Origin of the sequence: Streptomyces sp. NPDC102462 (assembly GCF_044765425.1) — a bacterium.
GTDB lineage: Bacteria > Actinomycetota > Actinomycetes > Streptomycetales > Streptomycetaceae > Streptomyces.
In genome coordinates this window covers 1-26,524 of the sequence record NZ_JBIWKB010000047.1, presented here as the reverse complement: position 1 = coordinate 26,524, position 26,524 = coordinate 1, and the positions used below count along the sequence as shown (strand labels likewise).

The window sequence follows — 26,524 nt, the reverse complement described above, 5'->3', positions numbered from 1 at the left end:
GTGCTGGTGCCGGTGGCTGCTGGCTCGGGTGGCCGGTGCCGGTGCCGGTGCCGGTGGCTGTCGGCTCGGGTGGCCGGTGCCGGGGTTTGGGGCGTGGGGGAGCACGTAGACTGGTGGGCTGTCGTCGGCCACCGAGTGGCCGTTCCCCCTTCCCTCGATCTGGAGTCACCCCGCCATGCAGACAGAACCGAAGAAGTCGCAGGCGGGGTCCCTCGTGGGGGAGGAGTACGAGGTCGAGATCGGCCCCGTCGCACACGGCGGCCACTGCATCGCCCGTACCTCCGAGGGCCAGGTGCTGTTCGTCCGGCACGCGCTGCCCGGCGAGCGGGTGGTGGCCCGGGTCACCGAGGGCGAGGAGGGCGCCCGCTTCCTGCGCGCGGACGCGGTGCGGATCCTTGAGGCCGCCAAGGACCGCGTCGAGGCGCCCTGCCCCTACGCCGGGCCCGGCCGCTGCGGCGGCTGCGACTGGCAGCACGCCAAGCCGGGCGCCCAGCGACGCCTGAAGGGCGAGGTCGTCGCCGAGCAGCTGCGGCGCCTCGCGGGTCTCACCCCCGAGGAGGCCGGCTGGGACGGCACGGTGATGCCGGCCGAGGGCGACAAGCTCCCGGCGGGCGAGGTGCCCCGGTGGCGCACCCGCGTGCAGTACGCGGTCGACGCCGAGGGGCACGCGGGGCTGCGCAGGCACCGCTCGCACGAGGTGGAGCGGATCGACCACTGCATGATCGCGGCCGACGGCGTCGACGAACTCGGCGTAGAAAAGCGCGACTGGTCCGGCATGGCGTCCGTCGAGGCGATCGCGGCGACGGGCTCGGGGGACCGCCAGGTCATCCTCACGCCGCGTCCCGGCGCCCGGCTGCCCCTCGTGGAGCTGGACAGGCCGGTCTCGGTGCTCAGGGTCGACGAGAAGTCCGGCGGCGTGCACCGCGTCCACGGCCGCCCCTTCGTCCGCGAACGCGCGGACGGCCGCACCTACCGGGTGGGCAACGGCGGCTTCTGGCAGGTCCACCCGAAGGCCGCGGACACCCTCGTGACCGCGGTCATGCAGGGCCTGCTGCCGCGCAAGGGCGAGATGGCCCTCGACCTGTACTGCGGCGCCGGACTCTTCGCCGGCGCCCTCGCCGACCGGCTCGGCGAGAAGGGCGCGGTGCTCGGCATCGAGTCCGGCAAGCGGGCCGTCGAGGACGCCCGCCACAACCTCGCGGACTTCCCACGCGTACGCATCGAACAGGGCAAGGTCGAGTCCGTCCTGCCGCGCACGGGCATCACCGAGGTGGACCTCGTCGTCCTGGACCCGCCCCGCGCGGGCGCGGGCCGCACGACGGTGACCCACCTGGCCTCCCTCACCCCGCGCCGCATCGCCTACGTCGCCTGCGATCCGGCGGCCCTCGCCCGGGACCTGGGCTACTTCCGCGAGAACGGATACCGCATCCGGACACTCCGGGCATTCGACCTGTTCCCGATGACACATCACGTGGAGTGCGTGGCGATCCTTGAACCGGCCGCGAAGGGCTCCTGACCTGGGGTTTTGTGCGTGCGCATTATGTGCGTTGTGGGCGTTACGGGCGATATCTTGACGCTGAAATGACGCTCGTGACGCTCATTTGACGCTCGTTCTGATGGGGTGTCAGGTGTGCTGCGTCGCTGGTCAGCTGGCCTGATGGGGAAGTCCGCGAGGCAGGGGTGCCGGAGATTTCTGGTGTCAAAAAGTCATGCTCAGCCACATCGGCAGAGCGCCCAGCAGGTTTTTGGTCTGCTGGTGGTACACACTCACCGTCGCCTCTGACCTGCGACAAAGGTTGGAATCGTCTGCTGCTGAGCCGACTTGGTCCGCACCTGGTCCGGATCTTGGTCCGTGATCTGTGGTGTTGGCGTGCGAGTCCTGCGGTACGACATGGCACATGTCGTAGAAGCCGTCCACGGGCGTCCAGTTGGTCCAGGGCGAGCGCGTAAGTCCAGGTCAGAGTCTTGTGACGTGAGTGAGTCCGCGGGGTTGGTGACCCGCCCGTGATCGCTTGTGATCGCTCGTGACAGGTGAGGACCCCTGTCGGATCGCTCCGGCGGGGGTCCTGCGTAGACGGGGACCTGATACGACGACGCCCCGCTGGCTTGCTGCGGCGGGGCGTCGTCGTGGATATATTCCGTTGATGTTGCGGGCGTCAGGCACTCAGGCCGGGCGGGTGTCAGTCCGAGAAGTCGAGGCTCTCCTGACCAGGGCCGGGGGTGCGTCGAGACTTCCGCGGCGGTTTCGGTTCCTTGGTTGCGTAGGCAGGTACGGGCAGGATGCCCTCGCCCCGTAGGTCGTCGGTGCTGATGAGCGGGCCGCTGCTCACGGCGTCCAGCAGCCGGGCCTGTCGGGGTTCGAGGGTTACGAGGAGCCCGAGTGCGTTGATGAGGTCGAGCAGGTCAACGGTCCACCGGGCAGGCCAGGTCGGGGGCAGGATATCGTTCAACGGGGTCTGTCGTTCCACGTCTGGCTTGCGCTTGCGGAAGCTGAACCACTTGCGGATCACCTGAACCCCGCCGATCCGATAGTCCCAGACTTCCGGCGCCACTGGACGTATGCAGCCCGTGCCCACCGTGAGGGTTCGCGTGGACGCGTCGTAAGAGATTTCCGCAGGTAACCCGTCGTCCTCTCCGATCACGACGACGCATTCCGGTTGTTCCTCCGGGGGAAGCCTCGGGGACGAGCCAGGTGAACTGTCGAGGTGGGAGGCGAAGCGCTGGCCGTACGTGTGGATCCACACCGTGCGCCTGCCCACTTCCACGAGCTCCGCCCATAGAGCCGGGTCGCGTGTTATAGGGATACGGACACCGCGCTCGGAGAGGTTCGCGGCGAAGCGGCGGGTGTAGCCGCTGTGGCCGACTGTTCCCGCGATGTACGCGAAGAGGTCCTCGGCGGTGACCGTCACGCCGTGCGTCTTGGTGAGAAGACGCAGCAGGCCAGGGGCGACGTTTGGTTCAGCCTGGTGGGGGTGGCGGTAGAGAGGGGCGACGCGGCCGCCTTCGGTGCCTTTGAAGTGGTGCATGTCGGGCAGCAGGGCAGTGAAACTCACCGCCGGCCCCGGACGGCCTGATTCCGTGTGGAGTTCGGACAGATAGATCTGACGCTGGTCGTTGTGGGCGAACCACAAGGCCGGTCGCGGAAAGTCGATCACTCGCCTGTCCGCGATGATGTACTGCCTGTCGAAGGTCATCCGGCCGTAGGGAACGATGACCGGCACCGTCTCCTTCTCCTCAGCAAGGCTGTCCCTTGCCTGCTGGCCGGGCAGTGGTGGTTCCGGCTTGTCCGGACGGCGGTCTCTGGTGGTTTTCAGCAGTGCGGCCTTGTCCTCCGCTGGGGCTTGGACGAGCCTGCGCCAACGGCTCTCCAGGACGTCTCGGCAGGGTGAGACGGGCCAGTTGCGGTTGTTCTTGTTGCCGGAGCTCGTCCAGGGCAGTAGGGCGTCCACCGGTGGCATTGCCGACCACTCGGAGTCGGACGTGACGTGAAAAGGCGCGGTCCACTGTGTGGGGCATAGTTGCCAGGAGGTCCCGTCGCGATGGCCGTCGAGGCCAAGCCCTTCCAGCCAGTTGAACTTCTCCTCGCGTGTGCCCGCGGGGACGTCGAGTCGCCAGACCCGCGCCGGTGTACCCGCGTCCGGGGCGCCATGGCGGACGAAGACGGCGATGCAGATCTCCCGCTTGACATCCTGGAAGACACGGGTGCGCGTGTCGGAGTAGGCGCCCTCGGGGGAGAGACCGATGACCCAGCCCTCGTCGGCGACCTCGCGCAGGTAGTGGCGCATGCCGGCCGAGCCCGCGCTGTCCAGGTATCCGGAGTTGGTGATGAGGGCGACGATCCCGCTCGGGGCCTTCGGCGCTCCCGAGGCGGTCAACTGGTCGAAGACCTTCCAGGTGGACCACGCCCAGAAGTACACGTAGAGGTTGTCGAGGGCGTATCCGACGCGTCCGTTGTCCTCTGGGTGGAAGCGGGCGAGGATCGGGCCCTGGCCGTTCGGGTTGCCCTCGGTGACCCAGCGTCCGATGCCCGACTGTCTCGCACCCCGCAGGTAGGGCGGATTGCCGATGACCACCATGACCTTCTCGTCCGCCTTGATCTTGTTCGCCATTCGGCGGTGGCGGGCGATCGCCTCGTACATGAAGCCCAGGTGGTGCTCGACGGCGGGATCGTCGAGTGTGTCGGCCACCAGAAGCCTCGGCGGGCGGCGCGTGATGTCGGCGTCGTGGGACCGGAAGGCGTGGTGCACACGGAGTTCGGCGACGGCGTACGGCCCGGTCTGTTTCTCCAGCCCGACCAGTCGGCCCGAGAGTTCCCGGAGAAGCCCGGACTTGAGCGTCCTGCCGTATTTCAGTGACAGGGACTTGGCGACGTGGTCGATGATGTTGATGAGGAAGGTCCCGGTGCCCATGGCCGGATCGACGACGGTGACGTCCTCGCTTCCGTACCCGTCCTCCTGGCCGAGCCGGTCACGCAGCACCTCGTCGGTGAACCCGACCATGAAGCGGACGACTTCGCCGGCCGTGTAGTAAGTACCCGTCCGCCGTCGCAGTTCCGGGTCGTAGGCGCTCAGAAAGCCCTCGTACAGGTGGAGGTAGGCGTCTCCGGTCTCGTCCTTGAACATCTCGGGGTCGACGGCCGATAAGACGTCGATCAACGGGTCGATGATGCACCGCAGATCGTCGAGGGCGTCGTCCGTCAGCACCGCCAGCGCCTTGCCCATCAAGGAATGCCGCTTGCCCAGTCGGATCGCGACCTCGGGAAGCGTGAGCCTGCCCAGATCAATGTCCTCAAGGCGAGCCAGCAGCATGGCAAACGTCAGCGTCTGACTGTATTGGTCCGCGAACTCCTCCGGGCGAGCATCGGGAAAGAGCAGGTCCTTCCAGTTGTCGGCCAGGACCGAGAACGCAGCGTCAGCCTCCCCGTGCTCCTCGCGGGTGAGACGCTGGGTGACCTCGTCACGCAGCAGGGCGCAGATTCCCGCGATGCGCTTGACCAGTTCGTTGATGCTGTCGTGAACGATGGGCGCCGGCAGGAAGAAGTGTGTGAGGGCGCGCTCGAACCCGGTGTCCGCCACGACGAGTTGTCGGCTACCGGAATCAAGGTCTCCGACCAGGATTCCGGTCGGGCCGACCTGTACGCCGAAACGGTAGACCGCCCACTGGTATCCGTCGGTGTACAGCACATTGTGGAGTGCCTTGATCTTCTCCCACTGCTTGCGGTCGTGGCTCTTCACCGACCACTTCTCCGGGTCGGCCCCCGAGCCCGGCTGCTTCAGCTCGACGTGCCCTATGGTCCTGCCGCCGCAGGCGATGGCGAAGTCGGGCCGGATCCCGAGTTCCTTGATGCGACTCTGACCGTGGACGATGAGCTTGAGGCGTTGCCGCGAGGCCATGCCGCGCAGCAGATGCTCCACCGGCGCGGTCAGGCTGTCCTCCTTACTGCTGACCGCCCCTGCGGGACCTTGCAGCTTGGTCCTGACCTCCTCGCCGAACTGGGCGACGAGGTTCGCGACCGATCCGGTCGTGCCCTTTCTCGCCCAGACGTCCCCTCTTGCCATCGGCCCCCCAAGGTTGCACCCATGCCGACGATCAGACCCATACAGAATGCCCATGACATCCCAAGCAGCAAACACCAGTGGAAGTAGGTTGATTGGTGGTATGTCGCCAAAGACTCGCGTACGGAGGTGGGTTGGAGCGTGAGCCGGGAGTGCATCCCGGGCGTGCGTCAGCGTGCGGAGCGCAATCGGTGGACGGCACGGCGATCTTGCAGGCACGCTGGGGGCGATCGCGGGGAGCTGCGTGCGTCAAACGAAGCCATCATGGCTGCGGGGCTCCTGGTGATGTCCCCGTTGCTGCTCTCGGAGATCGACCGCGTGGCCACGCGCGAGCTCGGCCGTGAAGCGGCGCTCAGCGCGGTCGACGACATCCGACATTGGGTGCGACGAGGCCGTGTCGTTCTGTCCGAGATCACGGATGATCATCTGGGTGTCACCCAGTCGGTGCGCGCCCGCTATCGCGACTCAGGGGCCGTAGGGGCTCCAGTGCCCGAGAAAGGGCCTGAGGTCGTCGGCTCGTGGTTCGGGGATGTCGGGCAGTCGGGGTGGTGTGTGCAATGGGTCGAGGCGCTCGACGGTGGATGCTGCCCAGCTGATCCATGCTTCGGCTTCGGTTCTGGTCTGCCCCGGGGGCATGGCCTCGACTCGCGTGCGTACGGCGCTCAAGTACTCCGTGAGTCCGGTGGCGTGGCGCCATGCCGCTTCCTGCGCTTCAAAGTGTCTGAAGCGGTACGCCTCGGCGTACTGGATGCGGGCGTCTTGCATGGCGGCTTCCCAGCGGATGCGCTTTTGGCGTGCGGCTTCGATCTCGTCGAGACGTCTGCGTTCGGCGGCTTCGCCGCGGAGGGTGATCTCCTGTGCGATCTCGGCGAGCTGGTCTTCGAGGGGGTGGCCGGGGGCGTCGGACCATTCGCTTGCCCGGTGCGGTTGGCCGCCGCTGAGGACGAAGCGGAGGCGTTCGGATGGGGTGTAGTCGAAGCGGGGGATTCTGATCCAAGAGTGCTTCTTGGCGTCGGCGAGTTCCTTCTCGGTGGCGACGTGCTCGGTCCGGTCCTGTTCCTGGAGGACGAGGAACCCCACGGTCTGGCCCTGTGCGGTGATGGTGAAGTGGGGAGATGCTCTGCGGCGGCGATGAGACGGTGGCGCGAAGCCGGTCGCTCCCGCCGAACTGGAGTGTCCTTCGGCCTCGGCAGCGGTGATCAGCGCCTGGATGAGCCGGAGAGCACGTCCTTGGACGGGCCTGGTCAGGCCCAGCGGCTGCTGTTCGTTCTGCATGGCCCGGACCACGGTGTGCGGGCGGGTGAGCCGGGCGGGCACGGGGACGGGTTCGAGGACGGCAAGGCGCCAGGCGGGGATGTCGACGAGCTTGATCTCGTACCCGCCACGGCACCAACCCCCGTACAGCTCCTTCGTCTCCGGAATCCTTCCGGATCTGCGCGCCGCGGCGATCCGGGACGGCCACTTCTCGGAGTCCGGACCGCTGCCGGGCTTGACGATCTGGCCGCCTGCCTCCGCGAGCTCTTGCAGCAGCTGTTCCGTGAATGTCACGCGGCGCTGTGGAGGAGGGCTTGGTTTTCGCGCGGAGGCCGGAGTTTCCTGTGCTCGGGGGGACGGGGGTTGCGGAGCGGCGGCCTGGGTCTTCCGCGGGCGCGATCCAGGGGGAGGGTATGTGCCGTGCGCCAGGTAGTGCCGGCCGGCGCTTGTCAGGGCGACGTTCCATTGCCCACCCTTCCGGGAGACCAGGACCAGGCCGCGGTTCTGCAGTGCCTGACAGGTGGTCTTGTAGGAGCTGGTCTCCCAAACGCCGGCAGGGCACCCGTCTTCCACCCATTTCAGCACCGAGAGCTGTCGCTCATTGACCTGCCGTTCCAATGGCCCGCCTTCGACTCGAGGTTGACGTGCGACGGCGGCATGGTGTCAGTTCCGTTCGCCGGCGGCGGATGGCTCGAAACCATTTCGCTCGAACGAGCGAAGGCTGACGTGGACCGTGTCTAGGCGGCGATGGCGCGTATCGCCGACCGGTGCGCGGCCGGGTCTTCGCCGAAGGCAGCGATGAGCTGCCATCGTGCGGGCGAACTGGGTGTCCTTGCGGCGGCGATCTTCGCCGTTGCCGTCAGCTCGGCCTCCGTGAGCTGCTGGCGAGTCAGCCCGTGGCTGCGGTCGGGGCCTTCAGCCAGTGAGCTTCGTGCGCAAGCGTTCGTTCTCCTCCTCCAGGGTCTTAACGCGTCGTTCGAGGTCGGCTCGTGTCGGCTTCTTCGGGGGCGGCGGAGGTGTGGATTCTGTTGGTTCCGGTTGCTCGCCACGCAGTCCGATGGGTTCGAAGGCCACGATTGTTTGCCGGTCTTCCCCGCACTCAGAGCATCGCCTGCCGTATGACCCGGCGGAGAGGGGGTCGGTATACGTGTAGTGCGCCTCGGTCTCGATGATGTGGCCGCAGTACAACCGGACACGCCACCGCATGATCTCGTGGTCTGCCTTCTTGAAGGACTGCATCAGCTCCGCGACATTCTCGAACGCCTGGCGGCGACGCTCCGCCCTCGCCGGGTCTGCCCGGCATTTGGCGTTGTCCTCCTCGACCTGACGCCGAACCGACCCGCTGATCTCCTCGCTCTGCTTCTGACGGCGGTGGTCCCCGCGAGTGAGTTCATATTCTTCCAAGGGAACGCCACTGCTCCGGTATTCGACTTCGCGCATGAGGGCCAGCGTAGAAGCGGTGTCCGCGCGGCCGTGGAGAAGAATGGTCTTGTCAGCCAACTTGCGGATTCTGCCCATGAGTGACCGCCGGGGTGCGTACGGGACCAGGGGGCTGCCCTCCATAGAGTCATGGTTGGTTGATCGGATTCGCGGTCGTGCTGCTGTAAGCAACTGGAGGCGGCGTCACACAGACTTTCCGGATCCTGTTGGTGGCATGGATGCCAGCCCGAAGGCGTCGGACTGGGACAGCCAGCGCTACCGGCTGCCGGGTTCGCGGCGAAGGTCTCGGCCCGGGAGACCCGGTACGCCGGTGTCGAGTTCTGGGACGGACAGGCCCTGCGCCGGGTCGTCTGACCGGTGCGCGGTCGGGACTCGGAACCCATCGGCCCCATGGTTTCCTGCGCACCACAGCTGAGTACCGCGACTCATGCCCCGGCCGCGCCGTGCCCCGACGATGTTTTCTATGACACGACTGCGCACTCGGCTCACCGGGCTGCCGAAAGCTGTCACCGAGATGATCGTGGTCCTCGTCCGACGCCGGGAAGATCAACGGGCCGTCGGGTAGGTCGCCTTTAGGGCGCGGCCGTTGTCAGAGGGGGTGGCTACTGTACCGCCGCATGCCGAAGAAGAGGAAGAAGAAGCCGTCGTCGCGGGCCCGGCGTACCGGCGAGGTTGCCCCGCACGAGCAACTGCCCTCCGTGATCAAGCTCGGTGGCCCGCGGGTGCCGTCGCGCGGGTGGACCTTTCAGGCGTTGATCGACGCGGGGCGGGAGTCCGGCCAGCCGCTCTTGGAGTTCACGGCGCAGCCTCCCGACGGGTACTCGTCCGATTTCGTCCCGCAGGTTGATTCCCCTCGGGCGCCGCTCCAGGCGGGGTGGTACCTGCGGTCCGACCTGGCTGTTCCGGTCTATGTGTGGGTGTTTTCCGAGGGTCAACTCGCCGATGATCCAGGTGCGTTGGATCTGCGGCGACGAGGGTTTGCCTTCCATGTGGCGCACTCGGTGTGTACGCATGGAGGAAGTGACAGCGCCTATGCCAGCGCGGAGGACTTGGAGGCGTGGATTCCGATTGTGGCGCCGGACCCGAGCGTCGTGGACGCCGACAGGTATGGCCACGCGCCCGTTTATCGCACGCCTGCGGTACGGCGCCTGCCTTCGGGATCTCCCCGCACGGTGGGGGTGCTGGATGTGGACTATGCGCGGGTAGCGGGCCGGAGTCTGCCCGAGCGCTGGGATATCGACGTCGTCGGCTTTTTGGTGATGGAACGACAGGACGCCACCGACATGCCGGGACAGGAATACTGGCGGCAAGTAGCCTTTCACACGTTCCGAGATCAGAATCTGTCGGACTTCCGTGCCGTGGCCGGAGACGTCGACCTGATCATCGGCCACAATCTCTTCGACGGCGACTACCGATGCCTGCGGACCTACGGCGACGTGGTGGACGTCGGCGTGTTGGCCGCGAAGACGGTGGACACGCTGTATGCCGCCCGTCATTTGGCCGGCGGCGGCGCATCTCGTGCGGCGCGTCTGGACCTCACCACCTTGGCGGGCGCCCAGGGACTGCGGGAACGGGCGAAGACAGCGTCCCGGACCGAGGCCCACCGCGGCATCCGCGCCATCCATGACGCGGAGGAGCGCTGGTTCTTCCAGCCCATCTCTGATGACTGCGAACTGATGCTGGAGCTGTGGCTCGAACTGGTCACCAGCCGGCGCCTGCGCAGCGTCCTCCCGTCGGGTGAAGCGGTGGAGTACCCGGTCGGCGAGGACGGTCTGCGGCTGCTGCTGGAGCCGCAACTCGCCCCGGACACCTTCACGAACCTGCTGACGACGAAAGGCACCGTCTACCCGCTGCAGGGCGCAGCTCGCAATGAGAGCGTGGCCCGGATCCACCGCGAGATCGAACAACAGCGGACCGACGGCACGCTGGCCAATCGCCACCCCGCCGCCGCGCACCGCCAGCGCTGTATGGCACCCAGCGACACGGGGGGACGGCAGTGCGACCAGCTCATCAAGGCGACGCAGACGTATTGCCGTGCCCATCGCACCAAGCGGCGCTGCCGAGGGAATCCGGCCCTCAACGACGCCTGCACCGCCATCGCCCACGGCGATCTGACGCATTGCCGCTGGCACCGTATGACCGCGCTCTACGTGCCACAAGGGCAGCGAATCGTCGAGGACTTCACCCTCACTCTGCCGCTTCGCGGCTGGGAGCGGGGCAGCGACTGGGGATACGACACGGGGACGCGTTCGTTCTTCGCGAGGCTGTACCGCAACGAGGCCGACTCGTCCGACTCACCGACCGTATGGCTTTCGGGCACTGATCCCGACCTTGGCAACGTGGTCGCGCTCACGGACGCCGTGCAGAAAGCGACCGGGGCGTCCCGGCAGGACGTCGTGGCAGCCCTGACAGCGGATCGAAGGTCACCCCGAGAACGCGCCGTGATCACCCAGGACTGGGAACCGGCCGGGTGCGACAGTCCCTGCCCGTGCGGCACTGCGGACTGTGGCCACGGCGCACCGTGCCCGAACGACGAGTGCAGCGGTCACGACGTCCATACGATGCGCAACCCTCGCACCGAAGCGGACGTGACAGCGTGGCAGGACCATTTCGACTGCTGCGAGGGCTGCTCCGGCAGCTTCCTGGACATCTCACTCCCGGAGCGCCCCTGGGGCGAGATGCACGACGACGGCACCGTGACCGTGTACGCCGGGGTGCGCCACTACGAGCTCGGTGTCTACCCGTAGCCGCGTGCAGTCGTGGCGGACCAGTGCAGCGAGCCGGGGCCGGCGGGTGTCCGCGACCGAGCTGAACGGCGGGCCGGAGGGCCCGGACGCCGTTCGCTGAGTGCGGCAGGTCAGCGGTGGCGCCAGGTTTGGCGCAGGCGCAGGACTTCGGCGGCCCAGTGGGCGGGAAGGTCTGGTTCGGGTATGCGTTCGCGGCCGAGGCTGAAGCGGACGTGGCGGTAGAGCCAGTGCAGCGAGGCGTCCGAGCTCGCGACGAGTGTGGACAGCAGCGGTTCACCGACCGGTGTCTCCCGGTCGACTGCGACCAGGAGTTCACCTTGGTCGTCCGAGTGCAGGTGCGGCAGCCCGCCCGCCATCCGCAGCCGCAGGTCACCCCACGTCAGAAGTGAGCCGCCGCTGCGCGCCGCGTCCTTGAGGACGTCCCGGGCGCTGGCGGCCAGCTTGTCGATGGTCTCGATCGGCAGACGGTCCGGGGGAGACGGTGCGGTGGCCTTGGGACCGGGGACGGCCTTGACCGGGTCCGCCGAGCGGGGTGCGGCACGACGCGGCGCGCTCGAGGTGCGGGCCTTGAGCTGGCGCTTCCACCGCTTGACCTGAACCTCTTCGAGCACCGGTAGGCGCCGGTCCAACTGGCGGCGCAGCCAGCTGATCTCGTCGAGGAATGCGGCGAGTTGCTCGGTGGCCAGGCCCTTGTCGGCACGGCCGAGTTCGGCGAGGACTTGACGGATACGGCGCAGGATCGGGTCCGTGTTCGGATCCTGTTCCTGGCACCACGCCTTCACCTCGCGCATCAACGGCGTGTAGGCGGCGCGGTCTTCGGGCGACAGACGCCGGCCGTAGATGGGTCCGGCCAAGTGGCGCGCGGTCTGGACCGCAGCCAGGTCGCCGGCCTCCTGCGCGGTACGGATCTCCTTCACGAGCCAGGCGAACTCCGCTCGGGCTTCTACTGAAGCGGCAGATCCGGAAGGCGGCGCGTCGCTGGGTGACGGGTGGGTCGCCGGCAGAGGGGCTCCGCCGTCTGGAGTCACCGATTCGCCGTTGACCTGGTCTTCCAGGCGGGAGAGAGCAGTGTGGAGGTCCTGCGGCAGGGGGCCGGGGCAGCGTCGTTTGAGAATCTTCGAGTGGGCCAGGGCACTGCGCAGGGCGAGAGGCGTGGGGGCGGGGTCGGCCGTCGCGAGGTCGGCGAACAAGGTGCGCAGCGCCGCGTGGGCGGCTGCTGCTTCACGGCTGTTGATCCAGGTCTGCAGGTCGGTGCGGAGCAGTAGGAGGTTCTGCCGTGGCTCACCGGACAGGCGATCCGTGGCGATCCGTGAGACCTCCTTGCGGATCCGTCTGGCCTCGTTCAGGTCGTCGGCATCACGGGCCTGCTTGAACAGCTGCGTGAGACGGGCAATGTCTGCCGTTGCCTGTGCCTGGAACGTACGCTTGTCCTTCCCCGGCGAGACGGGGCTCTTCGCGGCGACGGGCGGGACGGCGGGCATGCTCTTCTTCGGGGGAGCAGACGTCGGCAGAGGGTGGCCAATGAGGCGGGCGAGATCGTCCAGGAGCCGCTCGCACTCGCGTAGCCACGCGCGCAGTTCCTGCCTGCGCTCCCAGACACTCTCGTAGAGCCGTTGGTGCTGTTCGACGTCCTTGACCGTGGTGGCCAGGCGGGCGGCGCGGCGGCCGGTGGCGCGGGGCAACGTGGCACGGCCCACGGCCAACTGGGCCTTGAGGAGGCTCAGTTGTTCCTGGGCGCCCCGCGCTTCCGCGGGGCGGGGCGCCTCCGCAATGGCAGCCGATGCCGGTGGGGGAGGAGTGCGGTGGCCGTACGCCGTATGCGCAGCGCGGATCTGCTCGTCGCTCCACCGGTACAGCGCGGACTCCGAGGCCGGGGCGGTGACTTGGAGCAGGCGCAGCGCGGTGGCGAGATAGGGCAGGGGACGGCCGGAGGGCGCGCGGACCAGGACGCACAACAGCGACCGGTTCCCATCTTGCGGCTTGTCGACCTCCACGAGGAGGTCCCGGCGCTTGGGATCAGGCAGGTGCGCGAGATCCAGGCCGACCCGCTCGGCCAGCTGATGCCACGTGGTGGTGGCCCCCTCCCGCGCTACGTCTTCGAGAGCCCGCCGTAACAGTGTGGCGGTGCGGCTGCTCTGGGACTGCACCGGAACGGTGGGGGCCGGAGCGTTCCGCGTGGCGGGCTTCGGCGTGGGCAGGGGCTCGTCCAGGGCGACAGGGGGACGCCACAGGCCGGTACGTTCCGCGTCCAGGCCCTTGAGCTGGATGAGGCTGTCCGCGCGCACCGCCCAGCGGGTGTTCTCACCCGGCCGGTCGGCTTCGGTGACCAGCAGGCGCACCGCTCCCGCCAGCCGGTACACGTACTGCTCGGTGGGTCGAGGTGTGTCGTGGGGCAAGGAGAGCTGGGCCCTGAGGATCCGGTGTCCGGCCGGTTTGATGAAGCCGGACATCAGGTACCGGCCGCCCTCCACGAGGGGCGAGTCGGTGTCCGGCCGCGCCTCGCCGTCGATCGCGAAGACGATCTCGGCGCCGCGCAGCGGCAGGCTGCCGGCCACAGCGTCGTAGCGCGCGGCGCCCTCGCGGATCAGCCCGCGGTTACGCAGTTCGTCGAGGTCGGGGGTGATGAGGCCGTCGCCGGTCATCCGGCACCGCTCGAGCGGGGACCAGGCGACGGGGCGGTTCTCGGTGACGGTGCCGATCAGAACCCGACGGCTGTTGCCGTCGGTTTCGCACCGCACCCGCAGGGCATAGCCGTAGCGGGCCGTCATATCCCGGGTGATGGCGCTCTCCAGCCCGAAGACCCACTCGACATGCCCTTCCTTGGCGGCCAGGCTGTCCGCCGTTCCACGCCAACTGCGGTAGTCGTTGGGCCGCAGCTCGAAGCGCAAGCGTTGATTAGTGGCACGCAGCACGAAGTCCACGGCATCCCCGGGCCCGTGCCCGAGGCTGCACAACTCGGCCTGCGCCGCGTGCCCCTGGCTCGCCAGCCACTGCGTCACGTGCGCCTTGACGAACAGGTGATCTGCACTGTCGACGCCGTTGGCCGTGCGATGACAAGCCGCCCGGCTTCCGTCGCGGTCCGGGAAATGGGAGAAGTGACAGACCTTCGTTTCGTAGCGCTTGGTCATTAGCCGCTCGCCGCAGCCACCGAGCAGCGTCCCGCACCAGAAGTCGTCCTTGCCGAACTGGCGGCGGAACTCATCCAGATTGTGCGGCTCCTCGGGCAGGATGACCGGCTGGTCCGAATCCCGGCCTCCCATGACCGCCGTCTGGACGAGACGGAAGTCGATCTGCGCCACCAGCAGTTCCTCCGAAAACAGTCAGAACCCACCCACCCAAGGAGACACACACCCGGCGCGGACACCGCGCCCCGGAGCACCCCTTGCGCCTGCGCAGTCACACACGTCCCGACGGTGCAACGACATCTTGGGCCGCCCGATGAGATTATCCGTCGCAAGAGGAGCACAGCCATATCCATGCAGCAAGGAACAGCGATGATCGGCGTACTCGCAGCCCCCATGGCGTAGGAAGCAACCAGCTACAGGCAGTCAGCCCGCCGACCGTGTCGTCGACCCCGAACGTCTGGAGAGTGTGTTCGTGATCCGGCGCGCGCCCGCGTAGCCGACTGAGGGTTTTCGAGCGGGAACTCCTTTTGGTTCGGCTACTCATCAGCTGATCTCAGGCGGGCTGCCTGATGAGCCGGCCGTACGCTGACCGGGTGTCAACAGGGTGCTAGCCTGCGGCGATGAGCAGCTCAACCACCGGCCTGGTGCCGGTGCACATTGGCCAGCCTGAGCCCGGCTCCGAAGAAGAGCAAGGGCTGCTGCTCCGCAGGGAGCGAGCTCTGAACCGGATGGGCCCGCCAGAGCCGCTGCGTGTCCCCGGCGACGTGCCCTGGCAGCAGCACGGCCTCGTGCCGCGATGGTGGGGCATGGAGAGCAGCGACTGTCCGGCGGCCGTGGAGCCGGGCTTCTTCTCCGGGCAGGGCCGTGAGGAGTTCCAGCGCTTCCTCGGCGGTGCACGGCAGCGCGGCGAGGTCGCTCTGATCTTCGCCGCCATCGGCCACGCCGAAGGGGACCGTCCCCGTAACGTGTTCTCGTCGGTGGACGCCTCCGTGCACCTCGGTGACCAGTCCACCAGCGCCGGTGGTCGGCGCCTGCCCAAGGGGATGCGGCCCGCGATCGCGCCGGGTCTGAAGGGCGCCGACCGTGATCTGGCGATCCGGCTGCTGACCCGCCCCGAGGGTGCGCCGTGGTGGAGCCTGGAGTTGTACGGCTCTCAGTCGTACAACGGCGACGGTTCCGGCAGGGTGAACCATCCCCCTGCGGGCGAGCTGCATCCCATCCTCGTCGACTCGCTCGGGGAACCGGTGGTCGCCGCTTGGACGTCGCCGGAGGGCGACCAGCGGTGGTACCTGATCCCCGATGCCACTCGCTGGGAGAGCGTCCTGGGCTGGCTGGTGCACCGGGCACTGCCGGAGTACGTGCCCGCAGCGTTGCGCCGGGCCCGGTCACCGTTCTTCATCGACCCCGATCTGCAGACCGTCGGTGAGCAGAGCGCTCGCGACGCGCTGGAGGACCTGAAGGCGCGGTACGCGGTCGAGAAGCAGCGCCTGGAGGATGAACTGCGACAGGCCAAGGAGACTGCGGAGCCGGTGCGGTACGGGCTGCTGTACGGCAGCGGAACCGACCTGGTCCATGCGGTCGCGCGGGTGCTGACCGCGGCGGGAATGCACACCGTGGACCTGGACGAGGAGCTCGGCGGGACGAAGTCAGCCGACCTGCTCGTCGGCGCCGACGGTATGGCATCGCGCCTGGTCGAGGTCAAGGGCGCATCCGGTCCCGCACAGGAGCATCTCGTCGGGCATCTCCAGCGGCATCTGGAGACCTGGCCGCAGCTGCGGCCCGACGAACCGGTCTCCGACGGCGTACTGATCGTCAACCACCAGCACAAGCTGCACCCGTCGGAGCGGGCGGCGGCGGTGTACGCGCGGCCCGAGTTCGTCGCCTCGCTCGACTCACTACCGGTGACGGTCATCAGCACGGTGGAGCTGTTCAACTGGTGGCGCGCCGCCGACTGGACGGCGATCCGCACGGCCATGCTGGGAGACACGGCCGCGACCGCACAGTCGGCGACGCCAGTGAACCCGCCGCAACCGCCAGCCGCTCAGCGGCGCCGGTGGTGGAGCGGCGGACGGCACCAGTAGCGGCAGGTTGTAACGACCGTCCACGGGCGTCCAGCTATTCCATCGCGGGCATGAAACAGCAGGTCAGGGCCTTCTCGTTCGGGAGGGTCCGCCCAGTTCGTGACAGGTGGTGTGATAGCTGGTGATATGGCGAATCCCCGTCGGGAACCATCCCGACGGGGATTCTGCACGGAGCGGGCTCCGACGGAGTGCGGCGTCCACCCAGCCCGAACCTACGGTTGTTCGCTCCAGCTCGCGGAACTTCTTTGCCTGAGCAACGAACTGGACGAGTCGCTCGACAGAATCCGCGCGGCGATCGCCTGTGCGACGGCCCTCTTAACGTCGATACGAGTCTGCACGGTGACACCCTCGGTTGCGTCGTGGCTCAGGCCCCGTTGTAGGACGTGTACGCCATCGGGACCGTGGGGCTCAAAGCCGGTACGAGAAGCGCAGCGCGCCGCCTTCCTCCCGGTAGCGTCCGCGTCCGCGTTTTCCGTAGGGGTTGGGGAGCATGTGGATGTCCATCCGGCCCGGGGCAAGGGCGTGGGTGACCATGAGGAGGCGCCAGCGGTCGTTGCCCGCGTGTTGCTGCGCCGCGCGTACCTCGCTTTCTCCCAGCTCGAAGCGCCCGCCGTCGCCCTGGGTCGCCTTTACTTCGTACATGTAGGGCCGCCGACCGGAGCCGATCCGGAAGTCGTAGCCGAGGCCGTCGTCGCCGGGCGGGCCGGGGAAAGCCTTGCGGCGGTTCGTCGACACCCAGCTGGTCGCGTCCATGCTGTCGGGGTAGTGCGCGCATAGCCAGTGGTAGGCATACCACTCACCTAGGTACCCGATGGCTTCCCGCTGAGCCGTGGTCAGTGCGCTGTCCGCGCTGCCGCCGTATCGCCCGCTGCGCGGACGACCGGTGGAGGATGCCCGCCGGGCGCCGGTCAGCGTCTGGGGATCGGTGAAGCGGAGCGGCCCGGCGGCGACTCCCGGTATGGCCCCGTTCTCTAGGACGCGCTGGAGTTCGCGGGTCAGAGTGGTGAAGTCGCCGTCATACACGTCGAAGGCTCGGCCGCCGACGGAGATCGACCGCCGTCGATGCTCCTGTTCCCGGCGAGCGTGTTCGGCCGCGTTGCGTACCCGGTCCAGGTCGGTCTCGGTCAACCCGTGCTGGTCGAGATCCGTTGTGGGAGGCATCCCGGCGGGCCACTGACCGAGGACGGCCAGCCAGGCGACGACATCGGCGGCAGCCAGCGGGCGGAAGTCCAGTGCGCCCGCTGCTTCCAGCCTTGCCATGATCTCGGTGGCGGGCTCGGCGCCGGCCAGTGCCGGTGGCCGTGGGCGCCCGGCGGCCTTGACCAGGATCGCGAGTTCGGCGGCCAGGTCGGTGATCGTACGGAGGTTCGTGCTGCGGACTTGGTCGAGGGCGGGCAGGCGTTCACCCGCGCGGGGCGCCGGGCGGCCCAGCTCTCGTGTCAGCTCCTCCTCGACGTGCAGCTCCAGGCGCCCGGTGTCGGCCGCATCCACGGTGCAGGACCACGACGCGGGTACGCTGATCCACTTCAGGGTGGTCAGCAACGGCCAGTGGGGCATCGGGCGCCGGGCGTCGAAATCGTTCAGTGCCGCCCAGCGCAGCCGGTTCACGAGATCCTTCCTGTGGAGGTCCAGGTAGGTGTGGAGCGCCTCCTGGTGCTCGTCCGCGTGGCTGATCGGTTCCATGGGCGGTGTCATGGAGCGCAGGGTGTCGTTCAGCTCGGCGAAGCCGATGCCCAGAGCGTGCCGCAGCTCGTCCGTGCTGCGGGCCGCACGAGCTTGGGCTATGAACTCCGAGGCTGCAAGCGGGAGTTGAGCGGCATGTTTCTCTAGGCCGACCTGGAGCTCTCGCGTGTCGGCCGGTGGCGGCACGAGCAGAGTGTCAGCTGTCGTCGTGCCGAGAAGGTGGACGAGGAAGGGGCGGCAGCGCTCCACAACAACGCCGATGGCCCCGTCGATGCGTCGGCTCGTCTCCTCGATCTGGTGGACGGTGACTTCCAGGGCATCTGCGAGCTCATCCTTGCCGGGGTCGGTGAGGTTGGCGTGTCGGGCGGCGAGGACGTGGGTGGCCAGGCGGAGCCGGATGCCGAACTCCCGCCTTTTCAACAACTCGGCCGTTGCCTCCACCATGCGGGTCGTCTCGTGCCAGCTCGGTTCGGACTCCGGGGCGAGGAGAAGAGGGTGCTTCGGATCCGGCAGCGGCAGCACTCCGCCGAGACGGGCCGGCAAGGTCACGGGCTGGCCGTCCAGCTCGATTTTCCACGAGCGGTAGCGGTGCAGGCGCACGCTCTTCACCGCAGAGGTCAGCTCGCTCAGTTCCGCCTCACTCGCCCGGGGGCCGCGGGCCAGGTGATCGGCGAGGACACCCACCGCCAGGGCGAGCCAGGGCAGTTGATCGACCAGTGGCTCTCCCATGGTGATGGGGTCTACCTGCTGGCCGTCCACGGTCACGGTGAACGTCACGTCGTCGGTGTGACGGACAGTCTCGGGATGGCCAGGTGACAGCAGTCCGGCAGCCTTCGCCGCGACACCGGGAACGACGAGCAAGGGGCACGCCATTTCGCGTACCAGCAGCGCGGTCAGGCCATCGCGCTGGTCACTGATGTAGAGCACGGTCCGCCCGTCGTCCAGGGCGGACAACGGCATGCCGATGAGCTGTTCCCCGGACTCGACGAGCAGAGTCGTGTCGCTGGGCAGTGCCGGGCGTGGCTGCTGTACCAGGTGCTTCCAGGCGCGTTCGTTGGCGCGTTGCGCGGCAGGCCGGTCCTCGGCCCCCAGCGCGCCCTCCGACGCGAGCAGACCCAGCGCGGCAAGGGCGCGAGCGCTGTCGCGGGGGTCGTCCCAGGTCGGCATCCTCATCTCACGCAGCCGGTCACGGGCCTTGTCCCGCTCTAGCAGATGGCGCGCTCGGTGGTCGACGGTTGGCGCATAGGCGGGCTCCTCCTCCAGCCCGGGCGGGCAGAGCCACACGTCGGCCGGCCGTACGAATCTGACGGCGCGGTCACGCCCCCGCACCGGAAGCCATGGCAGCTCCCGAACGAAGGCGGCGAGAGGGGTCAGCGCCCGTTCCCTGTCCGTGCTTCGGCTCCCCGCACTCGTCCAGGTGCTGGTGAAATACATGTCTTCCCAGTGCGCCAGGCCATGCAGAACCAGGCGCGCGTAGGCCAGCCGGGCACTGTGGCCGAGCCGTTCGACGACGTCCTGACCGGGAAGCTGATAGGCGGGGGAACCTCGGTAGGACGTCCGAGGGTAGGAAGCATTGGACCAAGGGCGGTCGATATGCGGTTCCCACTGCTCCCGCACCGTCAAGCCCACCTTGGCCATGCGGACCAACCCCCGGGTGGTGAGCTCCTGGCCGTCCGCCCACCTTTGGGCATCCGGGGAGGAAACTGGCACGAGTCCGTCGGCCACCCCTGACTCCGTCAGGAATGCCCGCCACTCGTCCGCGGTATCGCCCCGCTTCACGAACTCATCCGGCGCGGCGATGAGGTGTTCAGCGATCACCTTGAGGCTCTTTGACACATCGTGCCCAGCAGCGACCACCGTTGCCAGGTCCTCGCCGACGGAGCCACGGCCCCAGCCCTTGCCGAACACTCCGTCGCTCGCCTTGATCAGCCTGCCGTCCACGGACGGTACGTACAGCCCCAGCGACGAGGCAGTCGTGCCGCCCAACGAACGCCGCGGCTGCCACAGCCGGAAGACGAACCGCAGGGTCTGCTGCCGGAGCCGGTGGTCGGTGCTCGCACCGAGCGCCTGCCGGACGTGGTCCAGCAGGCCCCTCATGTCGAACGGCCGGACAAGCCCCGCGTCCTCGAGGAACGTGCGGGCCGGTAGCCTCCGCCCACGCTTGCTGTGGTCGTTCCAGACCAGCCCGGGATGCAGGGAGAAGAGCCGCTTGCCGAGCAGGGCAGGGACGGAGGGTGCCTCTGCGAGGTTCATGTCCGCGCGCACCGGTTGGAAGAATGCCTCGCGCCGGGCTCCCCGACCACTCACCTTGCGCGGTGAACCTGCCCTGGCCGCAGGGTGGTTGGCGTGGCGCAGCGTTCCGTCCTCCGCAAGCAGCAACTTCCTGCCGCGCAGGACGTGCCCGTCGTCTTGGAAGAGCACGGTCAGATCCTCGTACAGCTCGCTCTACTGGTCGAGGACCGCGGCGGGACGGGGCGCGGAACGGGGACGGGGTGCGGCAGGAGATGAACGAGCGGGGTGGGAGGTCGGACGGGGGAGGGTTGCGACGATCCGCTCCACATGCCCGGCGAGTGTCTCCCGGTCCGGCTCCAATGGGCACGCGAGGGATTTGCACGTAGCCGCCAGCCGATGCAGGCGTTCGCCGCCCACGGCCGGGTCCGCCACCACGACTCCTGCCGCGTGGGCGCGGTGTGCTGTGAGGACGGTCAGCTCGGGGTCAGGCCAGAGGAGCGCACTCCGGGGTGACGCCCAGGCCGCCTCCCGCTCGGCGTCATCGGCGGCGAGAACAGGAACGAGTGGCACGTCGGCGAGATCGCTGCTGTGTACTCGCCGGGCTGCCGCGCGCAGCAGCCCGGCTGAGCCTTTGCCGCCCTCCCAGCTCACGAGATCCACGGCCAGCCGCCCCAATTCGGCCTGCGGCACCGCGCGCAACATCGCCGCAGCCGCGAGGCAGGTCTCTGCGACGGCGTCGAACAGCAGCGTATTGAGCGGGTGTTCAGAGGGCAGGCCGGTGCGGTCGATCTTGGTGAAGAACGGAGCGTTCACGTGACCGGGGAACGGCGCCGTCAGATCCTCGCCCATCGGCAAGAAGGTATAGATCTGCCCCCGTCGCGGCCGTCGCACGGCGGGCAGCGGAACGGCAATCTCCACTGCGGCGGACGAAGTCCACCGCTGCCAGGTGTCGTCGAGGAGTCCGAAGCTCACGGCCTCGTCGAGCGCGCTGTTCAGGCGCTCCTTCTCCACTCTGCCCCGGGCCACGAGAAACGTTCCAGACGGCCCCAGATCCACGGTCGCGAAGGAGACGGGAAACTGCGCTCCCGCCGCGCCCGCCATGGCGAACCGCTCCTCGGAACGGGTCAGTTCCCACAGCTCAGCGCCCTCGCCACCGGTTGCCCGTCGCTCCAGCGTCAGGCTCGCGAGTCGGTCGAGGAACAGCATCACGGGCGCCTTCGCCTCCGCGAGCTCGCGAAGCCGCAGCCGGACCTCGGCCCGGGCCGCCTCATTCAGCAGAGGCAGTCGCACAACAGTCACATGCCCCTCGGCGGCGAGCTCCCGACAGATCGCCGGTACCTCGCTCAGCGGCAAGGGCACCTGAAGCGGCGGAAACTCAGCGGCCACCTCGTGGGCGTTCGGTTCATCGCCCAAGAACGCCTCCACATCGCCCCTGCGCGCGAACCGGAAGCAATAGCCGTCCAGTTCAGAACCGCTGGGGCCATCAGGATCCGCGCTAAAGATCTCGGGTGCCTCGCTGATCAGCAGGACGCTTCGGAACCCGACGCCCTTGTTCCCGATCCCTTCCCCAACCGCCTTGGAGCTCTGCGCCAGCTCGCAGACCCTCTCGACGTTCCTCCACGTAAAGGGCGCGCCGCCATTGGCGACGTACAACGTCCCCCACTCGCCCTCTTCCTCATCCAGCAGCACATGCACCCGGCCGTCGCAACGGCCCCTTGGGTGTGCGTCATAACCGTTCTGCAGCAGCTCGAAGAGCGAACGCCCGGCGTACTCCCGCGCACTCGTGTAGGACACGGCATTCACCTGCCGTGCCAGGCGCTGCACCTGCTCCGACCGCGCCCCCTCCAATACGGATCGCCCGAACCTGCGTAGCTGCTCCGCACGGTCGACACCTGCCATGGGTCCCCTCCCAACTCACCGTGTGGGGACGCTATCTCGTGCCACTGACATTCATGGGCCTGCCGGAAACGCCCCTGCGCCGCCCGAGTGCGGGGCGGCGCAGGGGCCCTGGCGAGGGTGTGCAGGATGGCCTGTCGCGACCAGCCTGGGAGCAACGCAACGTGACCGAAGCCACTCTGAGTTACCGGCCGGTTCGCCTGATGGACTTGTGGATCGTGTGTCAAGGTGCGTAAGGGCTGCTCTATGTGACGCATGGTGCAGGTGGCCGATTTTGCAGAATGGCTTCATGGATTAGCGGGGGCGCGTTAGTGAGCCAGGACAAGCCGAAAGCCGGAATGTACCTGCGGCAGCTCGGTGTCAAGAACTTCCGGTCGTGCTATGACCTCGAGATCGATTTTCAACCCGGCATCACGCTGCTCGTTGGCGAGAATAATTCCGGTAAGTCCAACGTGATCGAAGCGCTGAGGCTGGCCACGACTCCCTTGAACCGTCGTTCGACGCGTTGGTTCGATGAGGTCGACCTGTCCCACGGACGCGAAGGCCAGGAGGCTCAGTTCCGTGCGATGTACGACGGACTGACGGCCGCCCAGCGGGCCCACTACATCGCCGCGCTCGACGTGGGATCAAACCAGGCCGCCTACACGACGACGTACAAGCGGGATGAGGTCCGGCAGCAAATGCGTCCGACCGTGACTGTGGGTCCGGTGGATGGGCCAGACGCTGAACCCGACAAGCGCGACCAGATCGCGCACGTCTACCTGGCACCGCTGCGGGATGCGCAGCGCGAGCTGGACTCCTCGGACGGGAATCGGCTGCTGAGGATCATCCGCTACCTCACCGAGGAAGACGAACAGGAAGCGTTTCGCGCGCAGGCCAACGACTCGTTCACGCAGCTCAAGGAACATCCCGTCCTGACCTCCACGACCAAGGAGATACAGGGCCACCTGCGCGAGCTGACCGACTCCGTCCGCGGACAGACGGTCGAGGTCACCTTCGCCGAGTACGAACTGCATGGCCTGGCGCGCAGCTTGCGAGTGAAGATGGCCGAGGCCGGCATCCCGCCGGCCGACCTCACCGAGTCGGGTCTGGGCTACGCCAACTTGCTGTTCATCGCGACCGTCATCTTGGAACTGCGCAATGCCCAGCACATGGAGCTGACGCTTTTCCTCGTCGAGGAGCCCGAGGCCCACCTCCACCCGCAGCTTCAGGCAGTCCTCTTGGACTACCTGCAGGAACAGGCCGAGGCTTCCCTCAAGGACGACACGCAGGGCCCGGCCGGCCGCATCCAGGTCATCGCTAGCACACACTCGCCCAACCTGGCCAGCAGCGTCGGAATCGAGAACGTCGTCGCGCTGCGCACACGGGTGGACCAGGAGACTGTCCAGGACGGCCAGGGTCAGGACAAGGACGTGCTGCGCCGGAAGACCCAGGCACTCCCGCTGGCCAAGATCGAGCTTTCTGAGGCCGAGCGGCGGAAGATCAACCAGTACCTGGACGCCACCCGGGCCGGCTTGCTCTTCGCCCGTAGGGTCATCCTCGTCGAAGGGATCGCCGAGGCCGTCCTGCTGCCGGTGCTCGCCCGTCACTGCGTCTTCGGCGGCGAGGACCAGGCCAAGCAGCGCCGGGACTTCCACGGCGTCACGATCATCAACGTCGGCAGCGTCGACTTCGCCCCCTACATCACGCTGCTGCTGTCGCAGGTCAACGGGTGCCGGCTCCTGGACAAACTGACCGTCATCACCGACGGCGACCCGGACATCCCCAAGGAGAAGAAGACCGAGGAAGGGGAGAGCGAGGACGGCCAGGGCGAGGTCCAGGAACCGGCAGCCGCTGCCCCGACCGGGAACGATCCTGAAGCGGACGCTGAAACCGACGAGGACGAGCCGGACGACCACGATGACGACACCGCGGTGAACAACCGCAAGGACCGGCTGACAGTCCACGCCGAGTCGATCGGGGCCAAGGACCACCTGCACGTGGCCGAGGCTCCCCACACCCTGGAAGCCGACCTCCTGACGCCCGAGGCCAACGAGCCCGTACTCAAAGCCGCCTTCTTGAAGCAGAAGACGCGCTCCAAGAAGAAGTGGCAGGAGATCCTCGACAATGAACGGGGGCGGGCTTGGGGGTTCTACCTCAAACTCCGCAAGCACAAGAAGTTCATCGGCAAGGGAGAGTTCGCGCACGACGTGGCCTTGGCGATCGAGAACGGGAAGACCTTCGAAGCCCCGCAGTACCTCGCCGACGCCATCCGCGGCGTCCTGGCGGACACCTCGGGTGAGGCACGTTGAACGAGGTGAAGCTCACCGACGGCCAGCAGGCCCTCGTCGACGCCACAGACAGCCTGTTCGCGGCAGCCTGCCCTGGGGCCGGTAAGACCCGGGCCATGGTCGCCCGCTTCCTCAAGCGGACCGCCGAGGAACCCCGACGCGGGATCGCCCTGATCTCCTTCACCAACGCCGCGGTGGACGAGGTCCGACACAGGTGTGGCAGCCAAACGGAGGCCCTGCGGACACCCCATTTCGTCGGCACGTTCGACACGTTCATCCACCGTTTCATCGTCACCCCTCTGTACGTGAAGGCGTACAACCGGAAGCCCAACTACGTACAGTCCTGGCAGGACGTGACCAGTACGAGCTTTCGCCTCGTCCCTGATCTAGGGAGGGCCAAAGACCTGGAATTCCGCTGGTTCGACTTCGAACCGGACGGGCGCGCCTATCTGGACGTGAGCCGGGTGCCGAAGACGTTCGGCGATGCCGCGGTGCACCATCAGTTGGCTCAGCGCAAACACGAGGCGGAAGCCAAGGCGTCGCACATCTTTGGCCAACTACTCAAGGTCGGGACCATCACCTGCGAGGCTGCCCGTCTGCTGGCCGCGTTCTGGCTCAACAGCTCCGAGGAGCGGGCGATCCTTGAAGGGCTGCTGCGGGCTCGTTTCGCCGAGGTCATAGTGGACGAAGCGCAGGACTGTGGCCGGGAAGAGCTCGACATCCTCCACTTCCTTCAAGACAGCGGCGTCCGCGTGGTCATGGTGGGAGACCTCGACCAATCGATCTACGAGTTCCGCAACGCGACTCCCGCCGCAGTCCAGGAGTTTGCCGCCGGCGTCCCTGCCCAACTCGTACTCGACGACAACTGGCGCAGCTCTCCGGCCATTTGTGCCTTCAACAGCGCACTGAGGTCCGGGCAACTGGTGGAGACGGCTCGCGGCGAGAACTCCGTCGTCCAGACCCCTGTCCACCTGATCGAGTTTTCGGCTCTCGACCAGATCGTGCCCGCGGCGCTGGAAGTCGCTGAGCGATACAAGCTCGCAGCAGACGATCTCGTCGTCCTGTCCCACGCCGAAGCTCACGGTATGAAGGCGGTCGGCGTCGCCGGCCTGGAAGCCGCTGGGAGCAACCGCGTGCTGGCCATCGCCAACGCCGGATCTACGCTCCGGTCGCGGGAGACGGACCCGAAGGCCCGCCGGAAGGCCGTCGAACAGGTACAGCGAGCCATCCTGGCAACGCTCACCGTCGGGCGTGACACACAGCATCACAGCTTCACCGCGGTCTGCGAGGAGATCAGCGTCGACCCTCGGTGGCTGGAGAGCTTCGCAGTACGGATGGCCTTGGGGCTCGACGCTCAAGGCAAGACCCGGCTCGACTTCGCTGCCGAGGTGCGTGAGTTCTTGAAAACAGCCAGCTGGGGAGACGGGCCAGCCCCGGCCTCCAGCGATCTGGGCAAGCTGTTCAAAGCACCACCGGAGGCCGCTTGGGCTGGCGTCTCCAGCTTCGGCAACAGCCCGTCCATCCGCTACTCCACTGTCCACGGTGTTAAGGGCATGGAATTCCCCGGAGTCGTACTTGTCCTTCCGGACAGGCTGCGGGTAGACCCGGTGACTGGGCGGACGGTCTTGGACGACTGGGAAGGCGCCCACAACACCGAGGCCCGGCGTGTCCTCTACGTGGCTGGCTCCCGAGCGCAGGAACTGCTCGTGTGCGCCCTGCATCGTAAGCACACGAGTCGAGTTGCGGCGCTACTCGATGTCAAGGGCGTTCCCTACAGCACGGCGTAGAGCGGCCCACACCAAGGGCGTTCGGTTTCAGACATCACTGAGGCGACGGACCGGCTCGCCTTGGGAACACTCACTAGTCACGGGGCCAGGGGCATAGGCCATCGAGGGCGTGGACACGTTGGGTCAGGGGAGCATGCTGTGCCTGGTGTCGACGGTGTTGTATTCCGGTTCCCCGCTTTCCAGGACTCGGAGCAGTGATGCGGTGACAATCCGGGTGGCACGGCCGATCCGGAGCACGCGGCAGGGAAACTCGCCGCGGCGGACGAGGTCGTACTCAGGTTGAACTCGCGGAGTCCGGCGGTCTGATCGCGCCGTCGTCCATGGTCAGACCGGTGGGCGGGAGGCAGCCGTCGACCAGGTGAGGCCGGTACTGGATCTTCTTCAGTTTCCGCTTGATCACGCGTGTGAGGTGCGTGAGGTCGGCGGCGGCGAAGTCGGCCAGGTGTCGCTTGAG

At 67.7% G+C, this 26,524-nt stretch carries 11 protein-coding genes and 2 pseudogenes; 6 read left to right on the top strand and 7 right to left on the bottom strand.

What is annotated here, in order from left to right; translation table 11 throughout:
• The first annotated feature begins 175 nt into the window (after positions 1-175).
• Positions 176-1,516 (top strand): class I SAM-dependent RNA methyltransferase, encoded by a 1,341-nt coding sequence (locus ACIRFL_RS31630; protein WP_404035082.1) that lies wholly within the window; start codon positions 176-178, stop codon positions 1,514-1,516.
• Positions 1,517-2,180: 664 nt separating this feature from the next.
• On the opposite strand, the gene ACIRFL_RS31625 is transcribed toward ACIRFL_RS31630, so the two are convergent.
• Complete coding sequence (locus ACIRFL_RS31625) at positions 2,181-5,558, bottom strand: type ISP restriction/modification enzyme (protein ID WP_404035080.1); 3,378 nt, start codon at positions 5,556-5,558, stop codon at positions 2,181-2,183.
• A gap of 261 nt (positions 5,559-5,819) precedes the next feature.
• On the opposite strand from ACIRFL_RS31625, the pseudogene ACIRFL_RS31620 reads away from it, so the two are divergent.
• Positions 5,820-6,017: pseudogene (locus ACIRFL_RS31620) on the top strand (VapC toxin family PIN domain ribonuclease); the annotation flags it as partial.
• 3 nt (positions 6,018-6,020) lie between these two features.
• Here ACIRFL_RS31620 and ACIRFL_RS31615 read toward each other — a convergent pair.
• Positions 6,021-7,103 (bottom strand): hypothetical protein, encoded by a 1,083-nt coding sequence (locus tag ACIRFL_RS31615; RefSeq protein ID WP_404035078.1) that lies wholly within the window; start codon positions 7,101-7,103, stop codon positions 6,021-6,023.
• 621 nt (positions 7,104-7,724) lie between these two features.
• Positions 7,725-8,309 carry a hypothetical protein gene (locus ACIRFL_RS31610; protein ID WP_404035076.1) on the bottom strand — a complete coding sequence of 195 codons (585 nt, stop codon included), beginning with the start codon at positions 8,307-8,309 and terminating at the stop codon, positions 7,725-7,727.
• Positions 8,310-8,866: 557 nt separating this feature from the next.
• On the opposite strand from ACIRFL_RS31610, the gene ACIRFL_RS31605 reads away from it, so the two are divergent.
• Complete coding sequence (locus tag ACIRFL_RS31605; RefSeq protein ID WP_404035074.1) at positions 8,867-10,996, top strand: hypothetical protein; 2,130 nt, start codon at positions 8,867-8,869, stop codon at positions 10,994-10,996.
• A 110-nt stretch (positions 10,997-11,106) separates the two neighbouring features.
• Here ACIRFL_RS31605 and ACIRFL_RS31600 read toward each other — a convergent pair whose 3' ends face one another.
• On the bottom strand, positions 11,107-14,295 hold the full coding sequence (locus ACIRFL_RS31600; RefSeq protein ID WP_404035072.1) for a hypothetical protein: 3,189 nt from the start codon (positions 14,293-14,295) through the stop codon (positions 11,107-11,109).
• Positions 14,296-14,741: 446 nt separating this feature from the next.
• Between ACIRFL_RS31600 and ACIRFL_RS31595 the strand changes: the two genes are divergently transcribed.
• Entirely contained in the window at positions 14,742-16,202 is a 1,461-nt protein-coding gene (locus tag ACIRFL_RS31595) for a hypothetical protein (RefSeq protein ID WP_404035070.1), read from the top strand.
• A 408-nt stretch (positions 16,203-16,610) separates the two neighbouring features.
• Here ACIRFL_RS31595 and ACIRFL_RS31590 read toward each other — a convergent pair whose 3' ends face one another.
• Positions 16,611-19,826, bottom strand: a complete 3,216-nt coding sequence (locus tag ACIRFL_RS31590; RefSeq protein ID WP_404035068.1) for a protein NO VEIN domain-containing protein — start codon at positions 19,824-19,826, stop codon at positions 16,611-16,613.
• Between the two features lie 504 nt (positions 19,827-20,330).
• On the bottom strand, positions 20,331-22,016 hold the full coding sequence (locus tag ACIRFL_RS31585) for a sacsin N-terminal ATP-binding-like domain-containing protein (protein WP_404035066.1): 1,686 nt from the start codon (positions 22,014-22,016) through the stop codon (positions 20,331-20,333).
• Between the two features lie 308 nt (positions 22,017-22,324).
• Between ACIRFL_RS31585 and ACIRFL_RS31580 the strand changes: the two genes are divergently transcribed.
• The gene (locus ACIRFL_RS31580) at positions 22,325-24,304 is read left to right on the top strand and encodes an ATP-dependent nuclease (protein ID WP_404035064.1); all 1,980 of its coding nucleotides are present in this window, start codon (positions 22,325-22,327) and stop codon (positions 24,302-24,304) included.
• A gap of 5 nt (positions 24,305-24,309) precedes the next feature.
• Positions 24,310-26,070 (top strand): UvrD-helicase domain-containing protein, encoded by a 1,761-nt coding sequence (locus ACIRFL_RS31575; RefSeq protein WP_404035062.1) that lies wholly within the window; start codon positions 24,310-24,312, stop codon positions 26,068-26,070.
• A 274-nt stretch (positions 26,071-26,344) separates the two neighbouring features.
• On the opposite strand, the pseudogene ACIRFL_RS31570 reads toward ACIRFL_RS31575, so the two are convergent.
• Positions 26,345-26,524, bottom strand: a pseudogene (locus ACIRFL_RS31570) (DDE endonuclease); the annotation flags it as partial.